The 24884-nt window shown below is 62.6% G+C and carries 29 protein-coding genes and 1 other RNA gene; 20 read left to right on the top strand and 10 right to left on the bottom strand.

From position 1 onward, the window contains the following. Positions 1–56: 56 nt before the first annotated feature. The 5 genes from KF827_RS14405 (at position 57) to KF827_RS14385 (ending at position 5451) form a co-directional block, all read left to right on the top strand. A complete protein-coding gene (locus KF827_RS14405) occupies positions 57–2204 on the top strand; it encodes a hypothetical protein (protein ID WP_291006889.1) in 2148 nt (715 codons plus the stop codon). A 3-nt stretch (positions 2205–2207) separates the two neighbouring features. Beyond that, positions 2208–2804 (top strand): hypothetical protein, encoded by a 597-nt coding sequence (locus KF827_RS14400; RefSeq protein ID WP_291006887.1) that lies wholly within the window; start codon positions 2208–2210, stop codon positions 2802–2804. Between the two features lie 35 nt (positions 2805–2839). Further along, entirely contained in the window at positions 2840–3583 is a 744-nt protein-coding gene (locus KF827_RS14395) for a LamG-like jellyroll fold domain-containing protein (protein ID WP_291006885.1), read from the top strand. A gap of 10 nt (positions 3584–3593) precedes the next feature. Next, entirely contained in the window at positions 3594–4211 is a 618-nt protein-coding gene (locus KF827_RS14390; protein ID WP_291006883.1) for a hypothetical protein, read from the top strand. A gap of 427 nt (positions 4212–4638) precedes the next feature. Continuing rightward, positions 4639–5451: a DNA adenine methylase gene (locus KF827_RS14385; RefSeq protein ID WP_367273144.1), complete on the top strand. Its 813-nt coding sequence runs from the start codon at positions 4639–4641 to the stop codon at positions 5449–5451. 296 nt (positions 5452–5747) lie between these two features. On the opposite strand, the gene KF827_RS14380 is transcribed toward KF827_RS14385, so the two are convergent. Then, complete coding sequence (locus tag KF827_RS14380; RefSeq protein ID WP_291006879.1) at positions 5748–5993, bottom strand: hypothetical protein; 246 nt, start codon at positions 5991–5993, stop codon at positions 5748–5750. Positions 5994–6176: 183 nt separating this feature from the next. Between KF827_RS14380 and KF827_RS14375 the strand changes: the two genes are divergently transcribed. Continuing rightward, entirely contained in the window at positions 6177–6791 is a 615-nt protein-coding gene (locus KF827_RS14375) for a hypothetical protein (protein ID WP_291006877.1), read from the top strand. Positions 6792–6808: 17 nt separating this feature from the next. Here the strand turns inward: KF827_RS14375 and rnpB are convergent. The 5 genes from rnpB to KF827_RS14350 all read right to left on the bottom strand — a co-directional run bounded on the left by rnpB (position 6809) and on the right by KF827_RS14350 (position 11234). Further along, positions 6809–7188, bottom strand: an RNA gene (gene rnpB / locus KF827_RS14370) — RNase P RNA component class A. A gap of 91 nt (positions 7189–7279) precedes the next feature. Continuing rightward, a complete protein-coding gene (locus tag KF827_RS14365) occupies positions 7280–8020 on the bottom strand; it encodes an N-acetylmuramoyl-L-alanine amidase (RefSeq protein WP_291006875.1) in 741 nt (246 codons plus the stop codon). Positions 8021–8028: 8 nt separating this feature from the next. Further along, on the bottom strand, positions 8029–9027 hold the full coding sequence (locus KF827_RS14360; RefSeq protein ID WP_291006873.1) for a DMT family transporter: 999 nt from the start codon (positions 9025–9027) through the stop codon (positions 8029–8031). A 77-nt stretch (positions 9028–9104) separates the two neighbouring features. Further along, positions 9105–9896, bottom strand: coding sequence for a TerC family protein (locus KF827_RS14355; protein ID WP_291006871.1), 792 nt, complete (start codon positions 9894–9896; stop codon positions 9105–9107). Between the two features lie 129 nt (positions 9897–10025). After that, complete coding sequence (locus tag KF827_RS14350; protein WP_291006869.1) at positions 10026–11234, bottom strand: EAL domain-containing protein; 1209 nt, start codon at positions 11232–11234, stop codon at positions 10026–10028. A gap of 121 nt (positions 11235–11355) precedes the next feature. Here KF827_RS14350 and KF827_RS14345 point away from each other — a divergent pair, with 121 nt between their 5' ends. Both KF827_RS14345 and KF827_RS14340 read left to right on the top strand, forming a co-directional pair. After that, positions 11356–11928, top strand: a complete 573-nt coding sequence (locus KF827_RS14345) for a glutathione peroxidase (protein WP_291006867.1) — start codon at positions 11356–11358, stop codon at positions 11926–11928. Positions 11929–11944: 16 nt separating this feature from the next. Then, positions 11945–12805, top strand: coding sequence for a 23S rRNA (adenine(2030)-N(6))-methyltransferase RlmJ (locus KF827_RS14340; RefSeq protein ID WP_291006865.1), 861 nt, complete (start codon positions 11945–11947; stop codon positions 12803–12805). A gap of 3 nt (positions 12806–12808) precedes the next feature. Here KF827_RS14340 and KF827_RS14335 read toward each other — a convergent pair whose 3' ends face one another. Continuing rightward, positions 12809–13408 (bottom strand): nuclear transport factor 2 family protein, encoded by a 600-nt coding sequence (locus KF827_RS14335; protein ID WP_291006862.1) that lies wholly within the window; start codon positions 13406–13408, stop codon positions 12809–12811. A gap of 80 nt (positions 13409–13488) precedes the next feature. Here KF827_RS14335 and KF827_RS14330 point away from each other — a divergent pair, with 80 nt between their 5' ends. The 7 genes from KF827_RS14330 to KF827_RS14300 all read left to right on the top strand — a co-directional run bounded on the left by KF827_RS14330 (position 13489) and on the right by KF827_RS14300 (position 18420). Then, positions 13489–13971: a low molecular weight protein-tyrosine-phosphatase gene (locus tag KF827_RS14330; RefSeq protein ID WP_291006860.1), complete on the top strand. Its 483-nt coding sequence runs from the start codon at positions 13489–13491 to the stop codon at positions 13969–13971. Between the two features lie 182 nt (positions 13972–14153). Then, positions 14154–14612, top strand: a complete 459-nt coding sequence (locus KF827_RS14325) for an EF-hand domain-containing protein (RefSeq protein ID WP_291006858.1) — start codon at positions 14154–14156, stop codon at positions 14610–14612. 313 nt (positions 14613–14925) lie between these two features. Next, a complete protein-coding gene (locus tag KF827_RS14320; protein ID WP_291006856.1) occupies positions 14926–15591 on the top strand; it encodes a hypothetical protein in 666 nt (221 codons plus the stop codon). Continuing rightward, a complete protein-coding gene (locus KF827_RS14315) occupies positions 15588–16082 on the top strand; it encodes a helix-turn-helix transcriptional regulator (RefSeq protein ID WP_291006855.1) in 495 nt (164 codons plus the stop codon). The genes KF827_RS14320 and KF827_RS14315 overlap by 4 nt, the downstream gene beginning before the upstream one ends. Before the next feature lie 270 nt (positions 16083–16352). Continuing rightward, positions 16353–17111, top strand: a complete 759-nt coding sequence (locus KF827_RS14310; protein WP_291006853.1) for a hypothetical protein — start codon at positions 16353–16355, stop codon at positions 17109–17111. A 164-nt stretch (positions 17112–17275) separates the two neighbouring features. Beyond that, positions 17276–17941: a hypothetical protein gene (locus tag KF827_RS14305; RefSeq protein ID WP_291006851.1), complete on the top strand. Its 666-nt coding sequence runs from the start codon at positions 17276–17278 to the stop codon at positions 17939–17941. Between the two features lie 26 nt (positions 17942–17967). Continuing rightward, on the top strand, positions 17968–18420 hold the full coding sequence (locus KF827_RS14300; protein WP_291006849.1) for a helix-turn-helix transcriptional regulator: 453 nt from the start codon (positions 17968–17970) through the stop codon (positions 18418–18420). A 14-nt stretch (positions 18421–18434) separates the two neighbouring features. On the opposite strand, the gene KF827_RS14295 is transcribed toward KF827_RS14300, so the two are convergent. Beyond that, on the bottom strand, positions 18435–19217 hold the full coding sequence (locus KF827_RS14295) for a GGDEF domain-containing protein (protein ID WP_291006847.1): 783 nt from the start codon (positions 19215–19217) through the stop codon (positions 18435–18437). A 274-nt stretch (positions 19218–19491) separates the two neighbouring features. On the opposite strand from KF827_RS14295, the gene purE reads away from it, so the two are divergent. The 3 genes from purE (at position 19492) to KF827_RS14280 (ending at position 21676) form a co-directional block, all read left to right on the top strand. Further along, entirely contained in the window at positions 19492–19986 is a 495-nt protein-coding gene (gene purE / locus KF827_RS14290) for a 5-(carboxyamino)imidazole ribonucleotide mutase (protein ID WP_291006845.1), read from the top strand. Positions 19987–20002: 16 nt separating this feature from the next. Next, on the top strand, positions 20003–21115 hold the full coding sequence (locus tag KF827_RS14285) for a 5-(carboxyamino)imidazole ribonucleotide synthase (RefSeq protein ID WP_291006843.1): 1113 nt from the start codon (positions 20003–20005) through the stop codon (positions 21113–21115). Positions 21116–21229: 114 nt separating this feature from the next. Then, positions 21230–21676 (top strand): hypothetical protein, encoded by a 447-nt coding sequence (locus KF827_RS14280; RefSeq protein ID WP_291006841.1) that lies wholly within the window; start codon positions 21230–21232, stop codon positions 21674–21676. Here KF827_RS14280 and KF827_RS14275 read toward each other — a convergent pair. Beyond that, positions 21660–22316, bottom strand: a complete 657-nt coding sequence (locus KF827_RS14275) for a COQ9 family protein (protein WP_291006838.1) — start codon at positions 22314–22316, stop codon at positions 21660–21662. The genes KF827_RS14280 and KF827_RS14275 overlap by 17 nt on opposite strands. Positions 22317–22681: 365 nt before the next feature. Between KF827_RS14275 and rpsU the strand changes: the two genes are divergently transcribed. After that, positions 22682–22888 (top strand): 30S ribosomal protein S21, encoded by a 207-nt coding sequence (rpsU, locus tag KF827_RS14270; protein ID WP_291006836.1) that lies wholly within the window; start codon positions 22682–22684, stop codon positions 22886–22888. A 141-nt stretch (positions 22889–23029) separates the two neighbouring features. Continuing rightward, positions 23030–24007, top strand: coding sequence for a hypothetical protein (locus KF827_RS14265; RefSeq protein WP_291006835.1), 978 nt, complete (start codon positions 23030–23032; stop codon positions 24005–24007). On the opposite strand, the gene KF827_RS14260 is transcribed toward KF827_RS14265, so the two are convergent. Further along, on the bottom strand, positions 24004–24858 hold the full coding sequence (locus tag KF827_RS14260) for a VOC family protein (RefSeq protein WP_291006833.1): 855 nt from the start codon (positions 24856–24858) through the stop codon (positions 24004–24006). The two genes, KF827_RS14265 and KF827_RS14260, sit on opposite strands and share 4 nt — an antisense overlap. Between the last annotated feature and the right edge of the window lie 26 nt (positions 24859–24884).

Here is a 24884-nt window from a genome sequence, read left to right as displayed (position 1 = left end):
GACTACGGCACGATCACCACGCCGCACACCGAAGCCCGCGACTATGGAGAAGTCTGATGGCCACTGAAGTCAACCTGCGGCGCGGCACGCGCGCGCAGAATGCCAGCTTCGCCGGAGGCGTCAGTCAGATCGTCGTCCTGACCGATGATCCCGGCATAGCCATCCACATCGGCGATGCAAAGCCCGGTGGCTATATCATCGGTCAGTTTGGTCTCAACCCGCGCGGTGAGTATAACGGCGCTGCGCTCTACGCTGCGCGCGACTTGGTCACACGCAACGGCTCGGCCTATTACACGATGGAGGCCATCACTGGCATCGTGCCACCGGCCTCGCCCTGGCAGCCGTTCGCATTGCGCGGCGAAGCGGGCTTGCAAGGCCCGGTGGGGCCGCAAGGCATTCAAGGCCCTGTCGGCGAGCAGGGTATTCCAGGCCCTGCCGGCGGCACAGGGCCGCAGGGCGCGCAAGGCATCCAGGGCTTTGCCGGCAGCGCGGGTGCACAGGGCGCGCAAGGCGTGCAAGGCATCCAGGGGCCGCAGGGGTTCGCTGGGCAAAGCTTCACGCCGGACGTTGTGTCGGTCTATGCCAATCGTGGCACCTACGATGCGCAGCCCGCCGGCTATGCCTTTTTGGCCACCGACATTGGCCAGCTCTACTTCAAGCTCTCGGCAACGTCTGGCGACTGGTCGGACGGTGTCCCCTTCGGGCGCGGCGAGGCCGGGCCGCAGGGCGCGCAAGGCATCCAAGGGCCGCAAGGTATTCAGGGCGTGGAGGGCGATCAGGGGCCGCAGGGTATCCAAGGAGTCGCAGGCCCGAAAGGCTTGAACTGGCGCGGCGCCTGGTCGGGCGCCACGGCCTATGGCATCGATGACGGCGTCACCCAGAGCGGCGCGGCCTATATCGCTATCGCTGCCAGCACGGGCCTAGCGCCGAGCAGCAACCCGAGCCATTGGTCGCTGCTGGCCGCCAAAGGCGATACCGGCCCGCAAGGTTCGGCAGGGCCGCAAGGCACGCAAGGTATCCAAGGCGTGCAGGGTATCCAGGGCGAGCAAGGTATTCAAGGCGAGCAGGGACCGCAGGGCGAGGATGGGCCGCAGGGTGAGCAGGGCGAGCAAGGCGACATCGGCCCGGCAGGGCCTGGTGTGGCTGCAGGGGGCTCCGTTGGTCAGGTTCTGGCCAAGAGCGGCGCCGGCGATTACGAGACCGCCTGGACTAACGTTGAGAGCCTGCTTGGCGGCGTAGGCCAGTTGGCACAGCTCGAGTGCAACACGGCGTTGACCGCGCTGCGCGACATGAAGGCGCGTGCTGCGAGCATCGCAGCCTTCATCGGCGCTGTCGGCGATTCATTCAGCGATGAAACTGGCATTGCGAGCAACACCGGCGGCAGCTATAGCGCTGCCGGCGATTACTACCATAACCCAGCCGAGAATCAGCTGTCTGGCGGCACCAACACTGGGAACGCGACTTATGGCGGCGGCCTGGCGGCGGCCTTCGACGGTAACGAGACACAGATCTATTCAGCCGGCGCTTACTACGAATCCGGTTCGCCGTCCGATCCTCTGCTGCTGGGCAAGGACTGGGGCAGCGGCAACAGCCATACGGTCACCCGCTTCCGCGTGGTATCGGCCAGCGATGTGGGCTTCCAGGGTTACGGCGTGGATGGGGGCACCATCACCATCAAGCTGCAGGGCTCCAATAACGGCTCCAGTTGGACCGACCTGCATACCGGCAGCCTTACCGACAGCGCCACCAAGCTGGTGCATGATGTCACGTCTGGCATCAACACCACCACTGCTTATCGGTATCACCGTATTCACCTGGTCTCGAACATCGGCAGCGGCGGCCAGCGCTTCTGCGTCGCCGAGCTGCAGCTTTACGCGGTGACGGCAGCTGCGAACATCACGCTCACCAGCAATAGCTTCACGGCCGCAGCATCACCGAGCCTGGCGCGCATCGTGCTGCTCCACGAAGCCATCGACAGCGTGACTCTGAACACGGACCTCACCATCGAGCTTAGCCGCGACGGTGGCACAACATACACCCAGGTCACGCTTGCCAGCATGGGCGATATCGGCGGCGGCCAACGACTGCTGACGGCGACGCAAGACCTGTCTGCCCAGCCATCCGGCAGCAGCATGAAATGGCGTTTCAGGACGTTCAATGCCAAAAGCCAGCGCCTGCATGGCGCTTGGCTGCAATGGAGGTAAGCAATGCAGCGTATCGATCACCCATCGGCCGCGCCGAATATGTTCGGCGAAGGCAAGTCTGGCTTCCTTCCCAAAAACCCAGCAACCAACTCGCAGGGTACTGCGATTATGGATTTCTGGCTGAACGCTGTGCAGGAAGAGGTGCTGAATCCGATAGAGTTCGTCGGCATGACGCCGGACCCGGACGACCGCTCGCAACTGCGCAAAGCCATTCAGGCCATGATTGCGGCACAAAGCCGGCCCTACGACCTGCATTTCATCGCCGGCTTCGGCCCCGATGGAAACGGCGTGGACCTGGCTGTGCAGGTGATTGGCCGGACCATCATGCCACGCGACGTGCGGTTCACGGCAGTCCGCTCCCGGATAACCCTGGCTCCCACTGGGGCAGCGGTGATTCTCGACGTCGAAAAGAACGGCGCCTCGATCTTCGCCACGAGGCCGCAGTTTGAAATCGGCGCAACCGCTCTGACGCCCGGCGTCATCACAGGCGGCCATGTGGACTTCAACACCAACGACCTGCTCACCGTGAAGGTGACGCAGATCGGTAGTGTCGTGAAAGGCCAGGGCCTGTGCTTCGCCCTGGCGGGGGTGGCGCTGTGACCCACGCGGCGCCGCAAACGATCAGCATCGGGGCAATGGCCGCCGGCGATGGGGCCATCGTGCAGACGCCGATCCTGCACCTCGACGCTGCCGACGCCGACAGCTATAGCGGCGCCGGGCAGCAGTGGCACGATATCAGCGGGAATGGCAATCACTTCGTCGCCGGCTACAGCGACAGCGTGGAAGCTGCGGACCCTCAATTCATCGGAACCGCCGGCTCGCGCGATGGCAGCTGCTGGATGGCTCTTGATGGAGATGCGCTGTTCTCGGCCGTCGCGGCCCATAGCGGCCAGACTCTCCGCAACATCGGCCGCAGCGATATCGCGCAGACCTTGGAGTACTGGCTCTATGCCGGCGCGACCTGGCCGAGCTATGGCGTGGTCTTTGCAAACCACTACTCGGCCGAGGGCAGCACTCCCGGCATGGCGCTGCGGGTGAATAACGCGGGTAAAGTCGTCGCCACGCCATATCTAGCCGGTGATCAGGCCGCGTCAGCGGCGCTGACGCCGAACGCTTGGAACCACATCGCGCTGACGGGCCGCTTCGATGGGGCCACGACTTGCCGGCATTACCTGAACGCCGGCTCGAATGGCAGCTTCACGGCCGCAGCCGGCCATACCAGCGGCGATTCTTACGATAAGCCGCGCCTCGGCTACAACGGCGGCAACCTGCTGCCCGATGGGTGGCGCTTCGGGATCGTGCGCTTCTACGACTTCGCGCTGACGGAGGCCGAGATCGCACAAAACTTCAACGCACAACGGTGGCGCTACGGCGTCTAGGGGGCAGGTCATGCAGGCACATTACATGCGAGTGATCGAAGGCGAGGTGATCGGTATTCCTGTCCCCCGCCCAAGCTGGATCGACTATGCCGGCGCGCGCATTGGCAGCGCCCATATGGACGATGCGGCCCTGGCGGCTTTGGGGAACTGGCGCCAAGTCGATCAGACCGCCGGCTATGATCCGGCCATCCACCTCGCTACGGGTGGCGGTAGCTACGATCCAGAGAGCGGTCTTGCGACGCCGGCCTTCAGCGACCGGCCGGTGGATGGTCTGAAGGCCGATGCACAGCAGCGCGTCGATCAGGCCGCCGAGGCTGCGCGCTTGAAATATATTACGGGCGGCGCCGGCCAGGCCATGGTCTATCAAGCGAAGGTGGCTATGGCACGCGCCTGGCTCGCTGCCAGCCAGCCCGAGGATCTGTCGGCTTACCCGCTGATCACGGCCGAGCTCGGCGTGAACGGCGCAACGCCGCTCGAAGTCGTGACGCTGTGGCTGGAGCTCGAAGGCCAATGGTTGGCCGTGGCTGCGCAGATTGAAGGCGTGCGGCTGAATGCCAAAGCCGATATCGCCGCCGCCGAGAGCGCGGCAGAGATCAAGAGCGTGTTGGAAGGGTTGGTGTGGCCGTGATTCAGGCTCGCGTGGTCGATGATATCGATGCCCAGGGCACACAGCCCGGCGACATCGAGTATTTCGTAGACCGCGTTGGCCGGATCATCGGCATGACCTTCGCCTGCCCATGCGGCTGCGGCGCGCCCCTGACGCCACGCCAGGCCCGCGCGCTGATTGCCATCGCCTGGCGCTATCGCGGCCAGGTCGCACGGCGGTTTCTGCCGGCGATATTCCTTTTTCAAACAGACTACCTCGCCGACGAAGCGTCGGCCGGCGGGGGCTGCGCAGTTTGGGCTGCGCGAACCGAGAGCTCCCACTCTCACGACCATGACCGGCCAGCCATGGCCATCCCGCCACCCCTGCAGGGGCGGGGCGATAGTGAAGGCTTACCATTATGGAGTCGAGTCCCCGAGCGCAGCGACATAAGCTGCAAAGAGTGCCAGCCGTGAAGCCCGTCGCGCCTTACATCGGCGGGAAACGTAACCTGGCCGGCCGGCTGGCCGAGATCATCGGCCGCGTGCCGCATGCCACTTACGTTGAGCCGTTTGTTGGCATGGGCGGGGTTTTCTTTCGCCGCACGGCCAAGCCGGCCGGCGAGGTGATCAACGATATCAGCGGAGATGTCGCCACGCTGTTTCGGGTGCTGCAAAGGCATTACCAATATTTCATCAACCTCCTGCAATTCGAGTTGACGACACGCAAGCGCTTCGAGCAGTTGGTTCGCACAGATCCCACCACGCTGACCGACCTCGAGCGCGCCGCACGATTCCTCTACCTCCAGCGCACCAGCTTCGGCGGCAAGGTCGCCGCGCGCAGCTTCGGTGTGGTGATCGGCTCTGGCGCTCGCTTCGATGTCACCAAGCTCGGCCCGCTGTTGGAGGCCGTGCACGAACGCCTGGCTGGCACAGTGATCGAGTGCCTGCCTTGGCCGGAGCTGATCGACCGCTACGACCGGCCCGACACGCTGTTCTACCTAGACCCGCCATACTATGGCTGCGAGAAGGACTATGGCCGCGATGTGTTCAGCCGTGACGACTTTAAGGCCCTGGCCGAGCGCTTGGCGCAGATCAAGGGCCGCTTCGTCCTCTCGCTAAACGATGTGCCTGCGGTGCGGCAGATATTCGCAGGCTTCAAGATCGAGAGCGTGGAGACGACCTACACGGTGGGCGGGGCAGGCAAAGCCAAGCGCGTGGCAGAGGTAATCATCACGGACCGCGCCACAAGGGCCGTGGCAACACGGAGGCGTGAAGCGGCATGAATGCGGTAAACTTGACCACCCGCCATGGTGGCGCCACAATCCCGCTCTACGGGTGCTTCCGCCCGTCAGATCGCCTTATGGAGCCAGTATGTCGTCAGCGCCGCGCATTGGGGTTACAACGCCGTCAGCAGCATCGCCTGCATCGCCCAACACTGACGCGGCCGAGCGGCCTGATTTGCTGGCCAGCCTGGCCCCTGCGGCCGGCGAGCAGCAAAAGCTGGTTCAGATGCGCCTCGGCGGTGTCGAAATCACCATCTTCGCCCCGCCGGCGGCCCTGGCTGCTCCGCCCGATTGATTCAGCCTGGAAGTTCCGAAAACGAGCCGCTGAAAGCTCCCTGAACAGGCCGCCTCTCGGGCAGCTTCTCGGGCAGCAGGGCATGGGGCAGGCCGCTACCCGGCTGGCCACAGTTGACGCAGGTCAGCCGCTCGGCCAGCTTAACAGTGCTGGTGGTAGGGCCGAGGGCGTCGGCAAGAGCTCTCAATTCGAGCCGTTTTTCATGCCCACAATGCCGGCAGCGGGCCACCAGCCCGATGTTGAGCATGAGGTGATCTTGCAGGGTGCGGAGGACGGCCATAGCGCCGAAAGAACACGTTTTGTTCCCCATCGTCAACAGGACGATATTCTCACGCCTTCAAGAGGTAGTGCGGCGCCTGCCGCACGTCCAAAACCGAGTGTCGCAGAATCCAAAATCGTGCGGCGCGCTACATTGTGGTACCCTGTTCGTATGCTGATCCTGAAATGCGCCATCCGGCCCTTGCTGGCCCTGCTGTTGCTGCTGCCCGGTCTGGCCGCGCCAGCCTTGCTGATGGCCCCTGCCTTGCTGATACCGGCCCCAGCCCTGGCCCAGATCGGCGTGAACGAATATCTGCCCCGCCGGGCGCCGGTGCTGAAGCGTTTTTCCGTGGTGGCGATCACCGCCAACAACCAATGCCTGACCGCGCAACTGGCCGGCCCCGACATATCCCGCCTGCGCCCGGAAATCCTGCTCAGCCCCTGCGAATTCAGCATCGACAGCCAGACCCAGGGGTTTTTCATCGGCCGCGCCACGCGCGAGCGCAATCAATTGTATTTCGCAGCCAATCCGGCCTATTGCCTGGCGATGGATCCGGGCAATCGGCGCCTGGTGACGGTGCCCTGCGCGGTGAATGCCGAAATGATGCGCAGCTATCCGCAATTCTTCGATCTGCAGCGCGGCGGCCTGTCGCTGGATGACGATAGCGGCCAGCGCTGGTGCCTCGACACCCGCGCGCGCGAAGGTTTTTCGCAAGTATTCGAGCCGTATTTCATCTCTTGCCCCGGCCAGAATGCCGATGGCTTTCTGCTGCGGGTGAATCGCTAGGTCATCTGAGGGAAAGCGGTGCCAGACGGCCTGTAAGCCGGGTTCTGTCCCCCCATTGCTGGGCTGGACGGCCATTCCTCTGGGACGCTCGTTACCGAACGCCTCGCGCGACCGACCCGGATGACGAAGCGAAAACACTTCCGCCCGCAAGCGAGCCGTCATCCCTATTTGGTCTTGCTCCCGGTGGGGTTTGCCCTGCCATCGACGTTACCGCCAACGCGGTGCGCTCTTACCGCACCTTTTCACCCTTGCCGGCAGGCATGAAGCATGCCGGCGGTCTGTTTTCTGTGGCACTGTCCCTGGGGTCGCCCCCGCCGGGCGTTACCCGGCACCGTGTTTCCGTGGAGCCCGGACTTTCCTCGACCCCTCGCGGGGCCGCGACCGTCCAGCCATCTGGCACCGGGCAAAGAGTTAAGCCGGCAAGCGCCGGGGGTCAAGCCTGGGTGGAAAATGGACGTTCTGGCCCGCAAGCTTCAGGCGCACAGGCTTCAGGCACGCTGGGCAATGTAATGGATCAGGCTGGTGGTTTCGGCATCGGCACTGCCAGTGATGCGATTGGCACGCCAATGACGCTGGAAAGCCCGCACCACGGATTCCGTCAGCGGATCGAAATTGCCGCTGCCCTCCACGCCATAACCGATGCGATCAAGCGCCACCTGCAAGTCCAGCACCGCACCGCCGCTCATGCCCGGGCGCAATTCCGGCGCATTGGGCGAAACCTGGAAATCGGCACCGGGCCACAGGCCGAAACCTGCCGAGGCCAACCGCGCCCAGGGGAAATACTCGCCCGGATCTTCCTTACGCTGGGGCGCCACATCGGAATGGCCGACATAGCCTGCAGGCGCAATGCGATGGCGTTCTGCTATGCCGCTCAGCAGGCCGATCAAGGCCGCGATCTGGGCATCCGGAAAGGGCCGATAGCCGAATTCATGGCCGGGATTCACCAACTCGATACCGATCGAACGCGCATTCACATCGCGCACGCCGCGCCAGAACGAGATGCCGGCATGCCAGGCCCGCATATCTTCCGGCACCAGATTGTGGATGCTGCCATTTTCATCAATCACGTAATGGGCAGACACCTTGGCATCCGGATCGCGCAATCGCGCCAGAGCCGCCTCGGCGCTCTGCATACCGGTGTAATGCAACACCACCATATCCACCGGCTTGCGACAGCGACGCTCATCGAAATTAGGAGACGGTGATTGCAAAGGGGCGAACTGTGACATGGCTCGACTCAATCTGCACTGGGTTTAATGACAGGACTGGGTTTAACGACAGGACCGGGTTGAACAGCAATGGGCACCTCGCCCGCGCGAACGGAAGCGAGCTGGCTTTCGCGCAGGGTGACGATGAATACGCCGACAATGGTCATGACCGCGCCAACGATTGCGCCCATGCCCAACCGTTCATCCAGAAACATCACGCCAAAGGCCACACCCAGAACAGGGGCCAACGTGAAACCGGGATTCACCACGGCCACCGGATAAATCCGCAGCAGATAATAGAAACTGCCATGGCCGATCAACGACACGGCAATGCTCATATAAGCCACACCGCCCCATTCCAGCCAACCGGCAGTGCGCACCGATTCCCATTGCCCGCTTTCAAATATGAATGAAATCAGCAACAGGCTGGGCGCGCTCACAGCGCCTATCCAGGCCTGCATGGTGAACGCATCCACACTGCGGATACGGCGCACCAGCACCTGCCCCAAAGACATTGACGCCACGCTGATGATCAGGATCACCAGAGCCCCGATATAACCAAACACCTTGGGATCGAAGCCCATCACCAGCGAACCGGCAAAAGCCAGCGCGATGCCAACGCCACGGCGCCAACGCACGGTTTCTCCCAGCAGGCCCCAGGCCATCAATGTGGCCATAGGTACGCCAAGCTGGGTAATAACCGCCACCACCGAGACATCGTCGGCCAGCTTGATGCCGGTGAACATCAGCGCGAAATGCAGCGCCCCCATCAACAGCGCGATCTGGAAAACCAGCGTCATCTGGCCGCGCTGCCATTTCAGCCAAGGCAACAGCAACAGGCCCAGCCCGAGGAAACGCAGGCCGGTTACAAATACGGGGGGAAAATGCCCAACGGCAACCTTGGCCACAACGAAGTTGAAGCCCCAGATCGCACAGATCAGGATCAGCAAAGCGATATGCTGCAAACGCATGCCGGACACTAGCAACCGGATCGCCCCAAAGCCAGGGTTGAACCGATTGTCGGCCATGCGCGCATTGCATGCCGGCCATGCACGAGCCGCCCGGATGGATAATCATCCGGGCGGCTCTGCTTAACGTTACGGCATCAATTGCCGCCGGCCTCGTCGGGCTTGCGGATATCGCGGAAGGTGCTGCTCAGCTTGGCGCGACGCGACAGCATGTTCAGCGCCTCCACGGTGACCGAGAAGGCCATGGCGGAGTAGATGATCACCTTCGGGATGTCGAAATCGAAGCCCTCGCCCACCAGCGTCATGCCGATCATCACCAGGAAGGCCAACGCAAGCATCACCACATTGGGATTGCGGTTGACGAAGCGCGCCAGCGGCTCGGCGGCGATGATCATGATGATCACCGAAACCAACACCGCCACCACCATGATCTCCAAATGGCGGGTAAGGCCGATGGCGGTGATCACGCTATCCAGCGAGAACACGATATCCAGGATCATGATCTGGCCAATGGTCGGCCAATAGCGCGGCGCCCGTTTCGGCTTCTGCGCCGACTTTTTCTCGGGCTCCTCGAGTTCGTCGGCCGCAGCCGGCGTCACACGCTCGTGGATTTCCATCGTCGCCTTCCAGATCAGGAACAAGCCGCCCACGATCAGGATCAGGTCGCGGCCGGAAATCTCCTCGCCGAAAATGGTGAACCATGGCGCGGTGAGCTGGATCATCCAGGCGGCCGAAAACAGCAGCATCAGGCGGGTGACAACCGCCAGAGTAAGGCCCCAGCGGCGGGCCGATGGCTGCTGCGCCTCAGGCAGCCGGTTGGTAACGATGGTGATGAAGATGAGATTATCGACCGCCAGAACGAGTTCGAGCGCGATAAGGCCTGCCAGGCTGATCAGCGCGGCAGGCTGCAAAAAGATAGAGAGGTCCATTGTTTGGATACCGGCGGGAGGCGATTGCCCTGACCATCCGACATCGTCATCGCTCCCGCGCGATGACCAGAGGGGCCCGGACGTGGCGACTAATGTATGAAATTCCGCGGCGAATTCAAGGGGGGGCTTTTATTCCGCCGCCTCGGCCAGGGTAGGCAGGCCGAACAAATGGCCCTGGCCCAGCTTGAAGCCCAATTCGGCCAAGCTGGTCAGATCATGCTCGTTTTCCACCTTGGCCAGGATCGGCTCGATCTCGTTACGCGCACAAAGCCGGGCGAAATCGGCCAGGGCCACCGGGGCTTTGCGCACACTGCCCGGATCCAGCAGCAGCCCGGCATCCAGCTTGATGAAACGCACCCCGCGCCGGGCCAACCCAGCCAGGTCGATATCCAGCGTTTCGAAGCCATCCACCGACAGCACATAGCCCAGGCCCGACAATTCGTTCAGCCGGTCCATGGCGGTGCGATCAAGCCGTTTCAAGGCAGCGGCATTGAATTCCAGGATCAGGCTGCCGGCCCGGGGCTGTTCTCCCGCCTGCTCGCGGGCCAAGAAACCATGCATCGCCTCGAAGGCCTTGGGCGTGGCCAGGGCCTCCGCCGCGATATTGCAGAAAAACCCGATATTGCGCGTGCGGCTTTCCAGCTTGCGCACCAGTTGCACGCCGCGCAGCAGCATCAGCGCATCGAATTCCGCCATCAGGCCGCCGGCCCGCAAAGCCGGCAGATAATTGCCCGGCGCCATCTCACGGCCGGCCTGGTCGCGGGTGCGGGCAAACAATTCCACATAGCGCAACCGCCGCGTGGGCAGTTGCACGATGGGCTGGGCGTGCAGTTCCACACGGTTGTGATTCAGTGCATCGCGCACCGCTTCGAACAGCGCGCTATCGTCGATTGGTTCCTCATCCGTCTCGGCCATTTCCTGCCAGGCGGCATCCTGTTCGGCAGCCACCTCTGCGATTGGCGGCTCCGGCATGATCAGGCGCGGCTCCGGACGGGCCGCGATGGGGTTACGCGCCTTGGCAGCCGCAGGCTTGGTGGGTGCCGACGCCTTGGGAATGATGTCGGCCTCGGTTGGTGCGGGCGTGGGGATAGCCACCGCATTGGGGGGCTGGCGCATCAAGTTGGCACTCAGGGCGTCGATCTCGTCGAGCAGCCGCGCCTGGTTGCGGAACCGAACATAACGTTCGCGTAAAGCCCAGAAAACCGCCCAGATAGCCACCGTCAGCAAGGTCAGCGAACCCGGCACCCAGCCGGGCGCCAGACGGATCAGGCCGAGCGCCAGCAGCAGCCCGAGCAGGCCGCAGGCAACCAAAGAGATGAGACCGGGGATACTGGGCATGGTTAGAGTAAAGCTCCAGACCATATGGCCGAACCGCAATTCGGCCCTATAATGGATATCAGGAGTCTAACCTGGATGGCGTTAACGCCGTCTTAACCGCAAGACTGATCGGAGCCCGCCGATGTCGCCCTCGCGCCGCCACCTGTTCGGCCTCACCCTTGGCCTCGCCGCGCTGCCCGGCTTTTCCGTCTTTGCCAAAGCGAGTACCGGCATGACCGCCCATGATTTCAGTTTCACCTCCATCGATGGCGCGGCTTTGCCGCTGAAGCAATTCAAGGGCAAAACGCTGCTGGTGGTGAACACCGCATCGCAATGCGGCTTCACCAAGCAATATACCGATCTGCAAAGCCTGTGGTCGCGCTACCGCGACAAGGGCCTGGTGGTTCTGGGCGTGCCGAGCAATGATTTCGGCGGCCAGGAGCCCGGCTCATCGGCGGAGATCAAAAACTTCTGCGAAGTGAATTTCGACGTGGATTTTCCACTCACCGAAAAGGAAGTGGTGGTGGGCGACAAGGCGCATCCCTTCTACAAATGGGCGGCGGCCGAATTCGGCGAGTTGGCGAAACCGCGCTGGAATTTCCACAAATACCTGATCGACGGCAACGGCAAGCCGGTGGATTGGTATGCCACCACCACCAATCCGATGGCCGACAAGGTGATTGCCGCCGTCGAAACCACGCTGGCCAAGGCGTAACGCCGCCCCGCATGCGATGAATTACCGTCACAGTTTCCACGCCGGCAATCATGGCGATGTGCTGAAGCATGTCGTTTTGCTGGAAATGCTCGATGCCCTGCGCGCCAAGCCATCGCCGTTCCATCTGCTGGACAGCCATGCCGGCCGCGGGCTTTATGACCTGGCCGGCGATGAAGCACAGCGCGGCGGCGAATACCGGCTGGGTGTGGGCGCATTGCTGGCCGATCCGGCGGCGGCAACCGCGCTGCCGCTCTATTGGGCTGCGCTGCGCGATCTCAATCCAGACCTGAGCACCGGCGGCGGCGGGCTACGGCATTATCCCGGCTCGCCCTGGCTGCTGCGCCGCGCCCTGCGCGAAGCCGACCGGCTCAGCCTGGTTGAACTGCATCCCGAGGAATATGCGGCGCTGAAACGCAATCTGGGGCGCGACACACGCATCAGCATCCATCGCCGCGATGCCTGGGAGGCGTTAGGCGCCCTGCTGCCGCCCAACCCGCGCCGTGGACTGGTGCTGATAGATCCGGCCTTCGAACAGCGCGACGAATTCAACCGCGCGGGCGATGCTTTGCTGCATGGCCTGCAGCGTTGGTCCACCGGGCAGTATGTGCTGTGGTATCCAATCAAACAGCGCGCCAGCACAGATGCCTTCATCCGCGATATTGCCAAGCGCAATAACGCCCCGATGCTGCGGGCGGAATTGCTGCTGCGCAAAGCCGATAGCGACACGCGGTTGAACGGTTCGGGTCTGCTGATCGTCAATCCGCCATGGAAACTGGCGGAACGCCTGGCCGGACCGCTGGATTTCATCGCCGCCAAACTGGCGCGCGAAGCCGGCGGCGGCCTGCGGCTCGATTGGCCCAATCCGGAAAAAGATTAGCTATCAGTGGATGGAACGCGGCGGCGGTTCGTCGTCGTCGTCTTCATCGTCGTCGTCGGGATCGAGATCGGCACCGCCCTGGCCTTGCGCCAGCACCATGTCCTCGTCCTCTTCATCCTCGTCGTCGATATCCTGATCATCATTGCTGGCCGAACCGGGCGGCGTACTGACCGGGCCGGCCTGATGATAGACCAGCCGCCAGCTCTTGCCCTCGCGCACGAAGGTATTGGTGGCAACCAGGAAGGTGTCTTCCACCTTTTCATAGCAGACCACCACGCCGGTATCGCCCCAGCACATCGCCTCGGCGCCGGCGGTTTCCACATCAGGCGAAGCGGGATTGGCGAGAATGCGCTCCCAGCTTTCCAGCACGGCTTTCAGGCCGAAAAGCGGCGGCCAGCCGGGATGAATGCAGCCCACCGGGCTGTTCTTGGCCCAGATGTCCTCCATCGCCGCCATGTCACGATCGGCAAAGGCGGTGTAGAAGGCCTCGTTGGCAAAAAGCAGGGCGGTTTCGTCGGCTCGCATGGCCGCACCATAACCCCGACCGGGCATTTCGCGGTAGGCTTTCGCCGAAGTAAAATGCTGGTGCGATGGCATGCGCATGACAAGCCTGCCCGCACATGCCTGTATCGCGCCGCCAGTATTGCGCTACAGGCATGGGCTGCAGGGGGAGAGTAGCGGTTATGAATATCCTGATGGTCTGCACCGGCAATATCTGTCGCTCGCCCACCGCCGAAGGGGTGCTGCGCCATCATCTGCAAGCACAAGGCCTGGCCGACCGTGTGGCTGTGGATTCCGCCGGCACCCATGGCTACCATATCGGCGATCCGCCGGATCCGCGCACCATCCGCACCGCCCTGCAATATGGCGTGGATTTGCGCCCTCTGCGTGCCCGCCAAGTTGAGGCGGCGGATTTCGAGCGCTTCGATCTGCTGCTGGCGATGGATGACGGACATTACCGCGCGCTGCAGAAACTGCAGTTGCAGAATCCATCCGGCCAACGAAATACCGGCAATATCCGCTATTATCTCGATTTCGCAGCCAAGGCCGGCCTGCGCGAACTGCCCGATCCCTATTATGGCGGCAACGATGGCTTCGAGCGGGTTTTCCGCCTCTGCGAGGCAGCCACCGAAGGCCTGCTCGCGCATATCCGCCAACACATGTAAGTAGCCGAACTGGCGGTCTTGCACGCGGCAACAGGCCACATCCTGCGCGGATTTATTCGCAGCGATTTTCGCAGGAAGCCATATCGCATGGCGTGGATTGACATGATCCGGATGCAAACGGCCCGCAGCTAAAGCGGATCGGAGCGACCGGATCCTTGTCCATCGTTGCAGGAGCAAACGCCATGTCGATCACGTCCCCCCGCAGGTTTACCCGCCTTCACACCGGTCTGCTGGCCGGTCTTGTCGCCGTCAGCGGCCTCGCCTTTTCCATCAACGCCCAAGCTCGCGATGCCGGGCCGATGCCTCCGCATGGGGACCGCGCGCGCTGGGAAAAGTCGGCGGCATTCAAGGCCATCGACACCGATGGCGATGGCAAGCTGAGCGAGGCGGAAATCCGTGCTTTCGCCGCCGCCCGCACCGCCGAGATCGACACCAACAAGGATGGCATCATCTCGCCCGAGGAAATCCAGGCCTTCCACGACCGCCAGCGCGAGAAGATGCGCCAGGCCCGTCTGGTTCGGATGGACGAGAACAAGGATGGTGTGATCAGCGCCGAAGAATATCAGCGCCACCTGGCAGACGGTATGCTGCGGCATAACGGCAAGCGCGATGGTCAGCCCCGCAAACCGCCGCCCGAATGATCCCTCGGAAGCACGCAGCCATATATCCAAAATAGTGCGACGGCCCGGTTTTTCCGGGCCGTTTTTTCATAGAATACACCGTATATACATACTAAAAATATATATTTTACATTTTTATCGATACGGTTTAGAAGCATACCTATCCTAAATGCGAGTAAACGAATGAATATCACTTGAAATAACCCACCGGCCCAGTAAACCTCCTCGTACCTATTTATAGTCGCATAGTATTCGATAGGAACTATCCCCGAGCGAGGAATTATCCCCGACTATGCCAAAACGTTCTCCGGATAGTTCTTTTGCAGACAGTAGCGTGGCCCAGCAATTACGCGATGCTATCAGTTCGCGATTGAAGGCCCTGAAATTCACCCTTGCTCATGTGGCTGCCGGCATTGGCCGGGATGAAAGTACATTGCGAGCCTGGCTGCGCGGCGCCAACCGGGTGGCTTTCGAAGATGTGCTGGCGCTGGATTCTTATTTCGCGGATCTGGGGCATGACGGTCTGCTGGAGGAATTACGCCCGCATCCGCCGCGCAGCCATTGGCGCGCCGAGGAAGAACCGCTGGCCTCCATCGACAGGCTGGACGCCGACGGAACGCAGACGGATTGCATCAAACTGCAGCGGTTGGGCGATGATCACAACACACCCCATTCGCCGCTCAGCAAACTGGCTGCGCTTGGTTTGCTGGAAAAAAGCATCCTGTATTTCCGCCTGGATGCCGGCATTTATGCCGTGCATCTGGGTAGCCATTGTCCGCCGCCTTTCAGTCAGTTCAGTGTCGGGCAGGACGTGCGCCGCCATACCGATCCGGGGCTTGGCAACACCTTGCACCGACAATTGCTGGCGCAGACCGTTTCCAACGAAAGGCGGCCGCGCCTGTTGCGCCTGATCTCGCCGCATGGCTCCTGCCTGCTGTTTTCACTGCCTTTGAGTGAAAGTTTTGTCGTGTCCCTGCCTCTGTCATCCGGTGCCGCATGAAACGTAAGCGCTCTGATTTCCCGCATCCGATGGATATCCAGGTTGGCCGCCGCCTGCGTGCGGCGCGGTTATTGTCGGGCTTCAGCCAGAGCGTTCTGGGCAAGCATGTGGACCTGACCTTTCAGCAGATTCAGAAATACGAGAAGGGCCTGAACCGCATCGGCGCCAGCCGCTTGCAGCAATTCGCGCAATTGCTGAACGTGCCGCCGAGCTATTTCTTCGAAGGCGGGCTGGAAAATGAAACACCCGCTGCCCTGCCGGTCGATGGTGTTGCCGACCAGACCAGTGCCGAACTCTATGCCGGCGGTGCGCCAAGCATATCTGACAATGCCGCAATGCCTTCGCCCAACCGGCAAACCGTCGATCTGGTCTATCACTTCAACCGCATCACGGATCCGGCCCTGAGGGCCAGCCTGGTGCATCTGGTGAAAACCGCAGCAAGCGCCACAGAAGCCGCCAGCCTGCCCAAACAGGGCAATAGCAAAGGCTGATCGGCGCCGATCACGCGCATCGGCACTCTAGGCAATCTGGATCATTAAAAAGCCACCTGTTTATAAGTTGTGCTGCCGGCACGGAGGCTTATCCAACTGCGTGCGTGGAATCGCGCGTTAAACGTTATCCACACCCTTATAAATCTACAAACCGCATATTTTCCGCCTCAGCGGGTGGTTCCGCAAAGAAGATCGCTTGACCGTTTTGCATTACCGGTTCGCAGTTGCTTAGCCCGCGCTCTAAACGGGCATTTGCGACGGAGACCGAACATGCTTCAACTGATCCAGGGTGGCGTGAAACCCACCTACAACATCGACTCTCACCTGGCCGCCATCGTGCGCGCCTTGCTGGATGCCGGCCTTGGCATCAAGCTGCATCCAGATCCCGATGCCTATCGTGCCTTCGCCAAGGCGAATGAAGGCCATGACCCGGCCACGCCGCTGGATAGCGCCTTCGTGAACATCTCGGCGAAGAATTTTTTCTGGGTGCAGATTTTGAGCCCGGAACGCGAAGCCATCGCAATCTGCGCGGCGCGTTGCCTGGATATGCCAGCCTGGCGCGGCGGCCTGGCAAAACTGCTCAACGACCAGAGTTTTTTCAACGAGCAAGGCGCTCTGCCCTTTGCGCCGCGCATGGCTGTGCATGGCACGCAGTTGAATGGCCGCTTGGGTTATATCGGCGGCGGTTGGACCAATCCGCAATGGCGCCGTAAACAGCTGATCGGCCTGGCTGTGCAATTCGCGCAGGCCACTTTGGTGAAATCGTTCCGCGTAGATCACACTTTCGGTTTCGTGCGGCCTCAGCATATCCCGCTGGCTCTGTCGGCCAGTGGTTACGGCTTCAGCGCAGCGGCTCGGGCGGCGGTGTCCTATTGCCTGGGGACCGGCTTCCCCGAGGAGTTGTACCTGGCCCATGCACCGCGCCAGAGCCTGCTCGAGCGTTATGCGGAAATGCCGCAATACACAGTAGCCGAGCAGCCGACTCACTCTACAAGGGCCAAGATTCTGGAAAAGAATATTATTGGTTGAAATCGCCATGAAACGGAAATATCATCGGACTTGGAAATATCCTAGACTACACAAACGATCCAAGGTTTCACCCGATGGGCAAGCTGGCCAAAAGCCGCATTCCGGACCAGGAAATTGCCGACAAGCCATTGAAAGGCCAAATTATTATTGGCCAATCAGCCGGCGTGCCAGAGCCTCTGCAACGGGCGGTGATCGATCGCTGCCACACCCTGGGCCTGACCCTTGGCGGCCTGGCCCAGGCCTTGGATCGCCACGAAACCACCGTGCGGTCCTGGCTGAAAGGCCAGAACCGGGTGACCTTCGAGGATGTGGAAGCACTGGACCGGCTTTTTGCCGACCGCGGCCTGCCTGGCCTGTTCGACGAGATGCGCTGGAATACAGCCTCCGCCGCGCCAACCTGGCGGCTGGTGGAAGAACCCATCCAGCCCGATGAGCGACCCGATCTCCGCGTGCTGCTGGCGGTGGCCGATGGCCTGCGCAATTCCGGCCGGCAGGTGGCCGATTACCTGGCCGAGACCGGCTATCTGAAGCAGGCGCATATCCTGATGATCACCGAGGATCAGGTTTTTCCGGTGCATTGCGGTGCCGATATTCCGCTGAAGGTGGCGCCTTCGGTGATCGGCCGCGATCTGCGCTCGCTGAACGATCCTGCCTATGGGCTGTTCCTGTATCGCAACCTGCGCAATCTGGCCGCGGAAGACCGTACGCAGCTTCAGCATATCCAATCGACGCAGGTGGATTACCGCCGCGTGGCCGTTCCCGTGCAGGGCCGTTTCATCGTCACCCTGCCCTTCGATGTGTTTCAACGTACGCCGCTTGAGTTGCAGTGACTTCACCTAGTGACACGAGGCCCAAAGTGAAAAGACAGAAATCCACCCACCCGCACCCGATGGATGTTCATGTTGGCAGTCGCCTGCGTTCGGCGCGCCTGCTGGCCGGTTATAGCCAGGGCAAGCTCGCCGCCTTTGTCGGCCTCACCTTCCAGCAGGTGCAGAAATACGAAAAAGGCATGAACCGCATCGGCGCCAGCCGTCTGCAGCAATTCGCCGAATTGCTCAACGTCTCGCCGGCCTATTTCTTCGAAGGCGTGGATGGCGCACAGCGCGCGCCGCAACCGGCCACGGCCAATGATCTGTCTGAATTGCTGGATGCCGGCATCGAGGGCGATGCCGCCCGCCCGCAGCGTCAGGCGCTGGATCTGCTGCATCATTTCGGCCTGGTGCGCGATCCCGCCACCCGCGCCAGCATCGTGCATCTGGTGAAAGCCGCCGCCGCCGGCGCTACGCATACCGGCAACGCGCCGCTTTAAAGTGCGCTTTAAGCCTAACGCCCGGCCCGCCGGGCGAGCTTGTGGCTGTACATCATCTGGTCGGCCGCCGCCAAGGCGGCGCCGGGATCCTCGCCGGGCTTGAGCGGATAAATGCCATAAGCGGCATCCAGCGGCAGCACCTGGCCTTCCCAATGCAGTGGCCGGTGCTGGATAGCACTGGCCAGGCGATCGGCCATCTCGCGCCCCTGCAATGCATCGGTTTCAGACAGGATCACGCCATATTCGTCGCCGCCCAGGCGCGCCACCACATCGGTATCGCGGGTCTCATCCAGCAATACCTGGCCAACCTGGATCAGCGCCGCATCGCCGGCACCATGGCCATGGCGATCATTGATATCCTTCAAGCCATTCAAATCGAAATACACCAGGCAGGATGGCCGGCTGAAACGCTCCACATGGGCCATCGCACGGCTGAGTTCGCGCACGAAGGCGCGGCGGTTATAGAGCGGCGTGAGCGTATCGCGGTCTGCCAGCCGTTCAAGATCTGCCAGCCGCAGCTTGGTGCGGTTGAGTTCGTTGCGCAGGTGATCCACTTCGCGCATCAGCGCCATCACCGCATCGCGCACCCGGGGCGTGAGTTCGATTTCCGGAATGCCCATCACCGAAGCGGTGGCCGCCGGCGAACCCGTGCCGACCGCCTGCTGCGGAGCGATTGCGCCGACGCCCGACACACCGCGAGGACCGCCACCGCCAGCAGTGCCAACCGGCCCAGGCCCGCCAACCGGCACGCCTCCGGGGGGCATGCCAATCGGCCGTCGATCGTCGATCCTGCTCATTCCAGGCGTATTCCTTGCCTCATGCCGGAGCACGTAATGGGCTCCATACTGGCCAAGCCATATACTGAGCCATTGTTAAACAGCCACTATACTATCCGTATTCGTTAACAAAATGTGGATCATGGCCGGCTGTTTACACTTCGGGTCGGTTCCCTATAATCCGCCGCTTTCCGACAGCACCGTCAGGTCAGGACACAGCATGGCGAGCCCAAGCAAGCCGAGTAAATCCCGCAAAAGCGCCGAAACCAAGGCAGCCAAGCCCCGGAAGGCGCCAATGTCCAAGCCGCCATTGGTGGGTATCATCATGGGCAGCCAGTCGGATTGGGCCACCATGACCCATGCCGCCGAGATTCTGGCCGCGCTGAAGATTCCGGCCGAGCATCGCATCGTTTCCGCCCATCGCACGCCCGATCGGCTTTATGCCTATGCCAACGCGGCCGCGCCGCGCGGCCTGAAGGTGATCATCGCCGGAGCCGGCGGTGCCGCCCATCTGCCCGGCATGGCTGCCGCCATGACCCACCTGCCGGTGCTGGGCGTGCCGGTGGAAAGCAAGGCGCTGAAGGGGCTGGATAGCCTGCTTTCGATCCAGCAGATGCCAGCCGGTATTCCGGTCGGTTGCCTGGCCGTGGGCCGCGCCGGCGCGGTGAATGCCGCCCTGTTCGCCGCCAGCATCCTGGCGCTGGAAGACGAAGCCCTATCGGCCCGCCTGCAGGCCTGGCGCACCAAGCAGACCCGCGCGGTGAAACTGAAGCCGCGTTCGGAAGCGTGAGATAGGAAAGCCTGATATGGCGCTTGCTCCCAAAGGTCTTGCTCCCGGCAGCCGGATCGGCATTCTGGGCGGTGGCCAATTGGGCCGCATGATCGCCCTGGCGGCGGCGCCTTTGGGCTATCGCTGCCATATCTACGCCCCCGAGAACGATCCGCCGGCCGCCCAGGTAAGCGAACGCTGCACCCGCGCCGATTACACCGACATTGCAGCCCTGCAGGCCTTTGCCGCGGAGGTGGATGTTGTCACCTATGAATTCGAGAATATTCCGGTGGAACCGGTGGCGGCCCTGGCGCAGCTGATTCCGGTACGCCCCGGCGTGGATGCCCTGCGCATCACGCAGGACCGGCTGTTCGAGAAGGATTTCGCCAACCGCCATGATGCGCCCACCGCGCCCTATCATGCGGTGACCAGCCTGGCCGACCTGCAGGCGGCGATTGCCAAGCTGGGCCTGCCGCTGATCCTGAAAACCCGCCGCATGGGCTATGACGGCAAGGGCCAGGTGCGTATCGACAGCGCAGAGCAGGCCGAGGCTGCATTCAAGCAGCTTGGTTCCGATCTGCTGATCGCCGAGGGTTTCATCCCCTTCGAGCGCGAAATCTCGGTGGTTCTGGCGCGTGGCCTGGATGGTGCGATTGCCTCATGGGGCCCGGTGGAGAATATCCATCGCCATCACATCCTGTGGCGCAGCCATGCGCCGGCCGCACTGGATGCAGCACTGATGGATGAAGCCAATGCAATGGCCCAACGCCTGGCCGAAGGCCTGCATTATGTAGGCGTGCTGGCAGTAGAAATGTTCGTGCTGCCGCCGCAGACCAAAGGGCGCCGTATCCTGGTGAACGAACTGGCGCCGCGCGTGCATAATTCCGGCCATTGGACCATGGATGCCGCCCTCACCTCGCAATTCGAACAGCATGTGCGCGCCATCTGCGGCCTGCCGCTCGGCTCGACGGAACGCCTGGCCGATGCGGTGATGGAAAACCTGATCGGCGACGAAGTGGATGCCTGGCCCAGCCTGCTGGCCGAACCGAAAACCAAGCTGCATCTCTATGGCAAGGCCGAGGCCCGCCCGGGCCGCAAGATGGGCCATGTCACCCGGCTGTATCCGCTGGGGCAGCGTCCGGCTTCATAAGCCACTGGTTTATATCCTTTTATGCTGCATTGGCGTTCCGGCCGAAGGCTGGTATGATTGCCCATCTGTCCGGGCGCCGAGAACGGCGGCCATCATCGCCGTGGCATGAGAATCATGCCCGCCAGCGATGCGGAAAGTTTGGCCATGGCCACGATCATCGATAGCACCACCGGTTCCGCTGCCGCCTCTTTGCAGCGCCCGATCCTTTCCTCCACCGACCCGACATCGGGCTCGGACAATCGCGCCATCGGCAGCAGCCGCGATCAGCAGCAGCGCCAGGCCACCGAAGCCGCGCAGCAGCGCAGCGACGAAGCCTTCCGCCTCGATATCCGCTCGCAGCGTTCCGATGCCTTGCGCGAGAACGAGGGCGCCGAAAGCGGTCGTCAGTCGCAGCAGACTCAGGCACTAAGCACTCAAGCGCCGGGCGCCGCATCGCGTTCCGAGCCGCGTCAGGATGAGCGCGAGACCAGCAGCCTGCAGGTCAATTTCGGCGCCAATGGCAATGTGAATACCGCCACCAGCCCCAACCGGGCCGGCCAGTTCATCAGCCTGTCGGTCTGACCCGTTTCATAAAGCGCCGCGGATCGGGCAATCGCGCCAGCAGCTTGTCCAACCCGCCGCGCGCCTTCTGAATTTTCATCACATCCTCGATGCGACGCGCCAGGAAACCGCGCGTAGCAGCAAAATCCTCGCTGCTGTCATCCAGCCAGGTCAGCAATGTGGCGCTGTACACGCCGGCCAGCAGCATACGCTTGGTATAGAAGTTGAAATCGGTGGCGGTGTCGCCTGCCGCATACCAGATCGCATCCACGGTGCGGTAAAGCTGCGCCAGGAAACGCGGTGCCAGATGCGGCATGGCCGCCAGCGATAAAGCACGGCGCAAGGCCTCGCGATGCGGGGCGGCGATTTCCAGCCGCAGCATGACCGCCAGCGCGATCCGCTCGCGGATTTTCAGCGCATTGCCATTGCGGGCATCGAAGGCCTTGATCATCGCCTGGTCGGTTTCCCGCACCCAGAAATCCAGCGCCTCGAAAACCCCGCCGGGGAAAGCCCGCGCTACCAGCCCGGCTTCGAAGCCGCAATCCTGCGCCGCGCGCGCCAATGCCTGGCTGGTCCAGCCATCGAAAGCGGCATGGCTGAGCAGAGCTTCCAGCAAGCGGCGTTTTTCAGGCAACAGATGGTTTTCGGTAGCGGAGTCCATGGGACAGCCTCCTGGTTTGCGGGGCTTATGGGGCGAATCTAGGCGAAAAACCCGCCGAAAGCGATGTCCAGGCTGCCGCAGCCCAGACCAAAGCCCGGAAATTAGGGCTTTTTTCCGCCAGATTGACCGGAAATCCCGCTTCACAAAGCAAGCCCGGCATGTTAGAAGCCCACCTCCGTCGGAACATACCGGAATCACCGGTATGTTCCGGCCCCGAAATTTTAACCCAACGCCCTCCACCTGGATGCCCTCCACCTGGATGCCATCGACCTAGATGGAGGGCCCCGCCCAAATGGGCACCGCTACGACGCCCGGCTCGCATCCGCGAGCGGAACGCCGGGCTAGACCGAAAGGACAGTGCGAAAGTGCAAGTTCTCGTTCGTGATAACAATGTCGACCAGGCCCTCAAGGCGCTCAAGAAGAAGATGCAGCGCGAAGGCATCTTCCGTGAGATGAAGCTGCGTGGCCATTACGAGAAGCCGTCTGAGCGCCGCGCCCGTGAAAAGGCCGAGGCGATCCGCCGCGCCCGCAAGCTGGCTCGCAAGCGCGCCCAGCGCGAAGGCACCGCGTAAAAACTATATTGCCGCAATCCGGTTACGAGTCGTCCGGCTCGCAGCCTGGATTCGTTTCTATAGCGAAAGCCGCCTAACCGGGCGGCTTTTTCTTTGCCTGCTTCTTAGCCCGCGCTTCCTTCCCTATCCTGCAAAAGCATCATGACCTATCTCACCGCATTGGGCCGCCGCACCTGGCGACTGTTTCTCGATCTGATCAAGATCATGCTGCCGGTGATGCTGGCGGTGAAGCTGGCCGAGGATTTCGGCCTGGTGGCTTGGCTTGCCGGCGCCATAGCGCCCGCCTTCGGGATCACCGGCCTGCCGCCGGAAGCCGCTCTGGTCTGGGTCAGCACCGCTCTGGTGGGCATTTATGGCGGCCTGGGTGCCTTGCTGGGCCTGGGGCTGGGCCTGGAAGGCCATATCTCGCTCAGCCAAGGCCAATTGGCAGCGTTGGCGGCGATGATGCTGTTTGCCCATGGCCTGCCGATGGAACAGGCCATCGTGCGCCGCGCCGGAGCCAGCTTCTGGTTCACAGCACTTTTGCGCGCCGCCACCGCCCTGCTCTATGGCAGCCTGGTGGCGCATGTTTCCGCCGCCACCGGCTGGCTGGCCGAGCCGGCCGACCTCAGCCGTCTGGCTGCGCACAATAGCGATGCCGGGGCCGGCAGCGGCGAGATCGGCTGGGGCGAATGGCTGCTGGGTGCGGCTGAAAGCTTCGCGCTGATCGGACTGATCATCCTGGGCCTGCTGATGCTGCTGGATGCCATGGATCGCCTGGGCATCACGAGGCGCTTCACCCAGGCGCTGGGCCCGCTGCTGCGCTGGTCCGGGCTGGATGACAAACTGGCCCCGGTCACCACGCTAGGCGTGCTGCTGGGGCTTACCTATGGCGGCGGGCTGATCATCGAACAGGCACGCAATGGCGATTTCACCCCGCGTCAGTTGGTGCCGGCACTTTGCTGGCTGTCGCTATCGCATGCGCTGATCGAAGACACCCTGTTGCTCTGGCTGCTGGGTGCCGATATCTGGGTGATCCTGGTCGGCCGGGTGATCCTCACCCTGGCCATCGTGGCTGGGCTAGTATGGCTGTTGCACCGCCTGCCGGATCGAACCGTGGAGCGTTGGTTCGCGGCTTAAACCCGCGCCGAGAATTCCAGGAAGCAGCCATGGGCGGCTTCTGCCGGCACCAGCACGGTGCCATCCAGCGCCCGTTCATACGCCACGCCTGTCCGCGCGAAATACTGCGCGGCAGCATCCGGATTATGTACCCGCAAACGCATGCCAGCCACATATGGCAGCGTGCGTTCGGCATGCTCGAGATCGGGGAACAGGGTTTCCAGATCCGTGGGCGTGACGAACAGGATATGCTCGCCGCCGATCCGCGCCGCCAGCATGCGATCGGTACGCACGCAGGTGCCGGCGCCGAACAGGCGCTCATAATGCGGCTCCAACGCCGCCGGCTCGTCGCAGACCACCACGCAACCAGCCAGATGGGTGGCGCCATTGGGATGCAGCAGCCATTGCGGCCGGCGCAGCAATTCGGGCGTCAGATGCTGGCAGACGAACATCGAGGCCTGCGGCGTGGCCTCCGGCGGCAGATGCACCAGCGTAAAGGCCGGCAGCACATCTCCCTCGGGCAATTCCAATGCGCGTTTCAGGCTTTGCGGATCGGACGCAGCGAAACCGGATCGCAGCAAGGCCGCTTGGCTGGCCGCGGCATCCTGGCTGCCCAGCACGATCTTGTGCACGCCTTCGCCGCGCTGCGCCAAGGCTTGCTCCAGGCCGGCCGTGAAACCGCCCGGTTCTGCGATGCCAAGCAATTCGATGTAATTGCCGCCGAACATGATGCAGTAATTGCCCGTCGCCCAGCCGATATGCCGGCCGCGCGGCGTAAGCGTGAAGCCCAGCCGGGCATAGGTTTGCCGCGCCGCTTCCAGATCGGCAGCGGCCAGCACGGTATGATCTATGCCTGTCAGGCCATGGGCCATGGCCGCGCTCCTTTGAGCAAGGGCCG

The organism is Ferrovibrio sp., assembly GCF_019636075.1.
Classification (GTDB): Bacteria; Pseudomonadota; Alphaproteobacteria; order Ferrovibrionales; family Ferrovibrionaceae; genus Ferrovibrio.
Note: the sequence above shows the minus strand (reverse complement) of the source record. Positions and strands in the feature narration are given on the sequence as shown.

Excerpts from the sequence above, each read along its gene's own strand:
- KF827_RS14340 (WP_291006865.1), top strand. The coding sequence starts at position 11,945 with ATGAATTACCGTCACAGTTTCCACGCCGGCAATCATGGCGATGTGCTG.
- KF827_RS14375 (WP_291006877.1), top strand. The coding sequence starts at position 6,177 with ATGCTGATCCTGAAATGCGCCATCCGGCCCTTGCTGGCCCTGCTGTTG.
- KF827_RS14390 (WP_291006883.1), top strand. The coding sequence starts at position 3,594 with ATGCAGGCACATTACATGCGAGTGATCGAAGGCGAGGTGATCGGTATT.
- KF827_RS14355 (WP_291006871.1), bottom strand. The coding sequence starts at position 9,896 with ATGGACCTCTCTATCTTTTTGCAGCCTGCCGCGCTGATCAGCCTGGCA.
- KF827_RS14350 (WP_291006869.1), bottom strand. The coding sequence starts at position 11,234 with ATGCCCAGTATCCCCGGTCTCATCTCTTTGGTTGCCTGCGGCCTGCTC.
- KF827_RS14345 (WP_291006867.1), top strand. The coding sequence starts at position 11,356 with ATGTCGCCCTCGCGCCGCCACCTGTTCGGCCTCACCCTTGGCCTCGCC.
- KF827_RS14335 (WP_291006862.1), bottom strand. The coding sequence starts at position 13,408 with ATGCGCATGCCATCGCACCAGCATTTTACTTCGGCGAAAGCCTACCGC.
- KF827_RS14310 (WP_291006853.1), top strand. The coding sequence starts at position 16,353 with ATGCTTCAACTGATCCAGGGTGGCGTGAAACCCACCTACAACATCGAC.
- KF827_RS14275 (WP_291006838.1), bottom strand. The coding sequence starts at position 22,316 with ATGGACTCCGCTACCGAAAACCATCTGTTGCCTGAAAAACGCCGCTTG.
- KF827_RS14365 (WP_291006875.1), bottom strand. The coding sequence starts at position 8,020 with ATGTCACAGTTCGCCCCTTTGCAATCACCGTCTCCTAATTTCGATGAG.
- KF827_RS14400 (WP_291006887.1), top strand. The coding sequence starts at position 2,208 with ATGCAGCGTATCGATCACCCATCGGCCGCGCCGAATATGTTCGGCGAA.
- KF827_RS14295 (WP_291006847.1), bottom strand. The coding sequence starts at position 19,217 with ATGAGCAGGATCGACGATCGACGGCCGATTGGCATGCCCCCCGGAGGC.
- KF827_RS14260 (WP_291006833.1), bottom strand. The coding sequence starts at position 24,858 with ATGGCCCATGGCCTGACAGGCATAGATCATACCGTGCTGGCCGCTGCC.
- KF827_RS14265 (WP_291006835.1), top strand. The coding sequence starts at position 23,030 with ATGACCTATCTCACCGCATTGGGCCGCCGCACCTGGCGACTGTTTCTC.
- KF827_RS14285 (WP_291006843.1), top strand. The coding sequence starts at position 20,003 with ATGGCGCTTGCTCCCAAAGGTCTTGCTCCCGGCAGCCGGATCGGCATT.
- KF827_RS14280 (WP_291006841.1), top strand. The coding sequence starts at position 21,230 with ATGCCCGCCAGCGATGCGGAAAGTTTGGCCATGGCCACGATCATCGAT.
- KF827_RS14315 (WP_291006855.1), top strand. The coding sequence starts at position 15,588 with ATGAAACGTAAGCGCTCTGATTTCCCGCATCCGATGGATATCCAGGTT.
- KF827_RS14395 (WP_291006885.1), top strand. The coding sequence starts at position 2,840 with ATGGCCGCCGGCGATGGGGCCATCGTGCAGACGCCGATCCTGCACCTC.
- KF827_RS14360 (WP_291006873.1), bottom strand. The coding sequence starts at position 9,027 with ATGGCCGACAATCGGTTCAACCCTGGCTTTGGGGCGATCCGGTTGCTA.
- KF827_RS14330 (WP_291006860.1), top strand. The coding sequence starts at position 13,489 with ATGAATATCCTGATGGTCTGCACCGGCAATATCTGTCGCTCGCCCACC.
- KF827_RS14325 (WP_291006858.1), top strand. The coding sequence starts at position 14,154 with ATGTCGATCACGTCCCCCCGCAGGTTTACCCGCCTTCACACCGGTCTG.
- KF827_RS14380 (WP_291006879.1), bottom strand. The coding sequence starts at position 5,993 with ATGCTCAACATCGGGCTGGTGGCCCGCTGCCGGCATTGTGGGCATGAA.
- KF827_RS14405 (WP_291006889.1), top strand. The coding sequence starts at position 57 with ATGGCCACTGAAGTCAACCTGCGGCGCGGCACGCGCGCGCAGAATGCC.
- purE (WP_291006845.1), top strand. The coding sequence starts at position 19,492 with ATGTCCAAGCCGCCATTGGTGGGTATCATCATGGGCAGCCAGTCGGAT.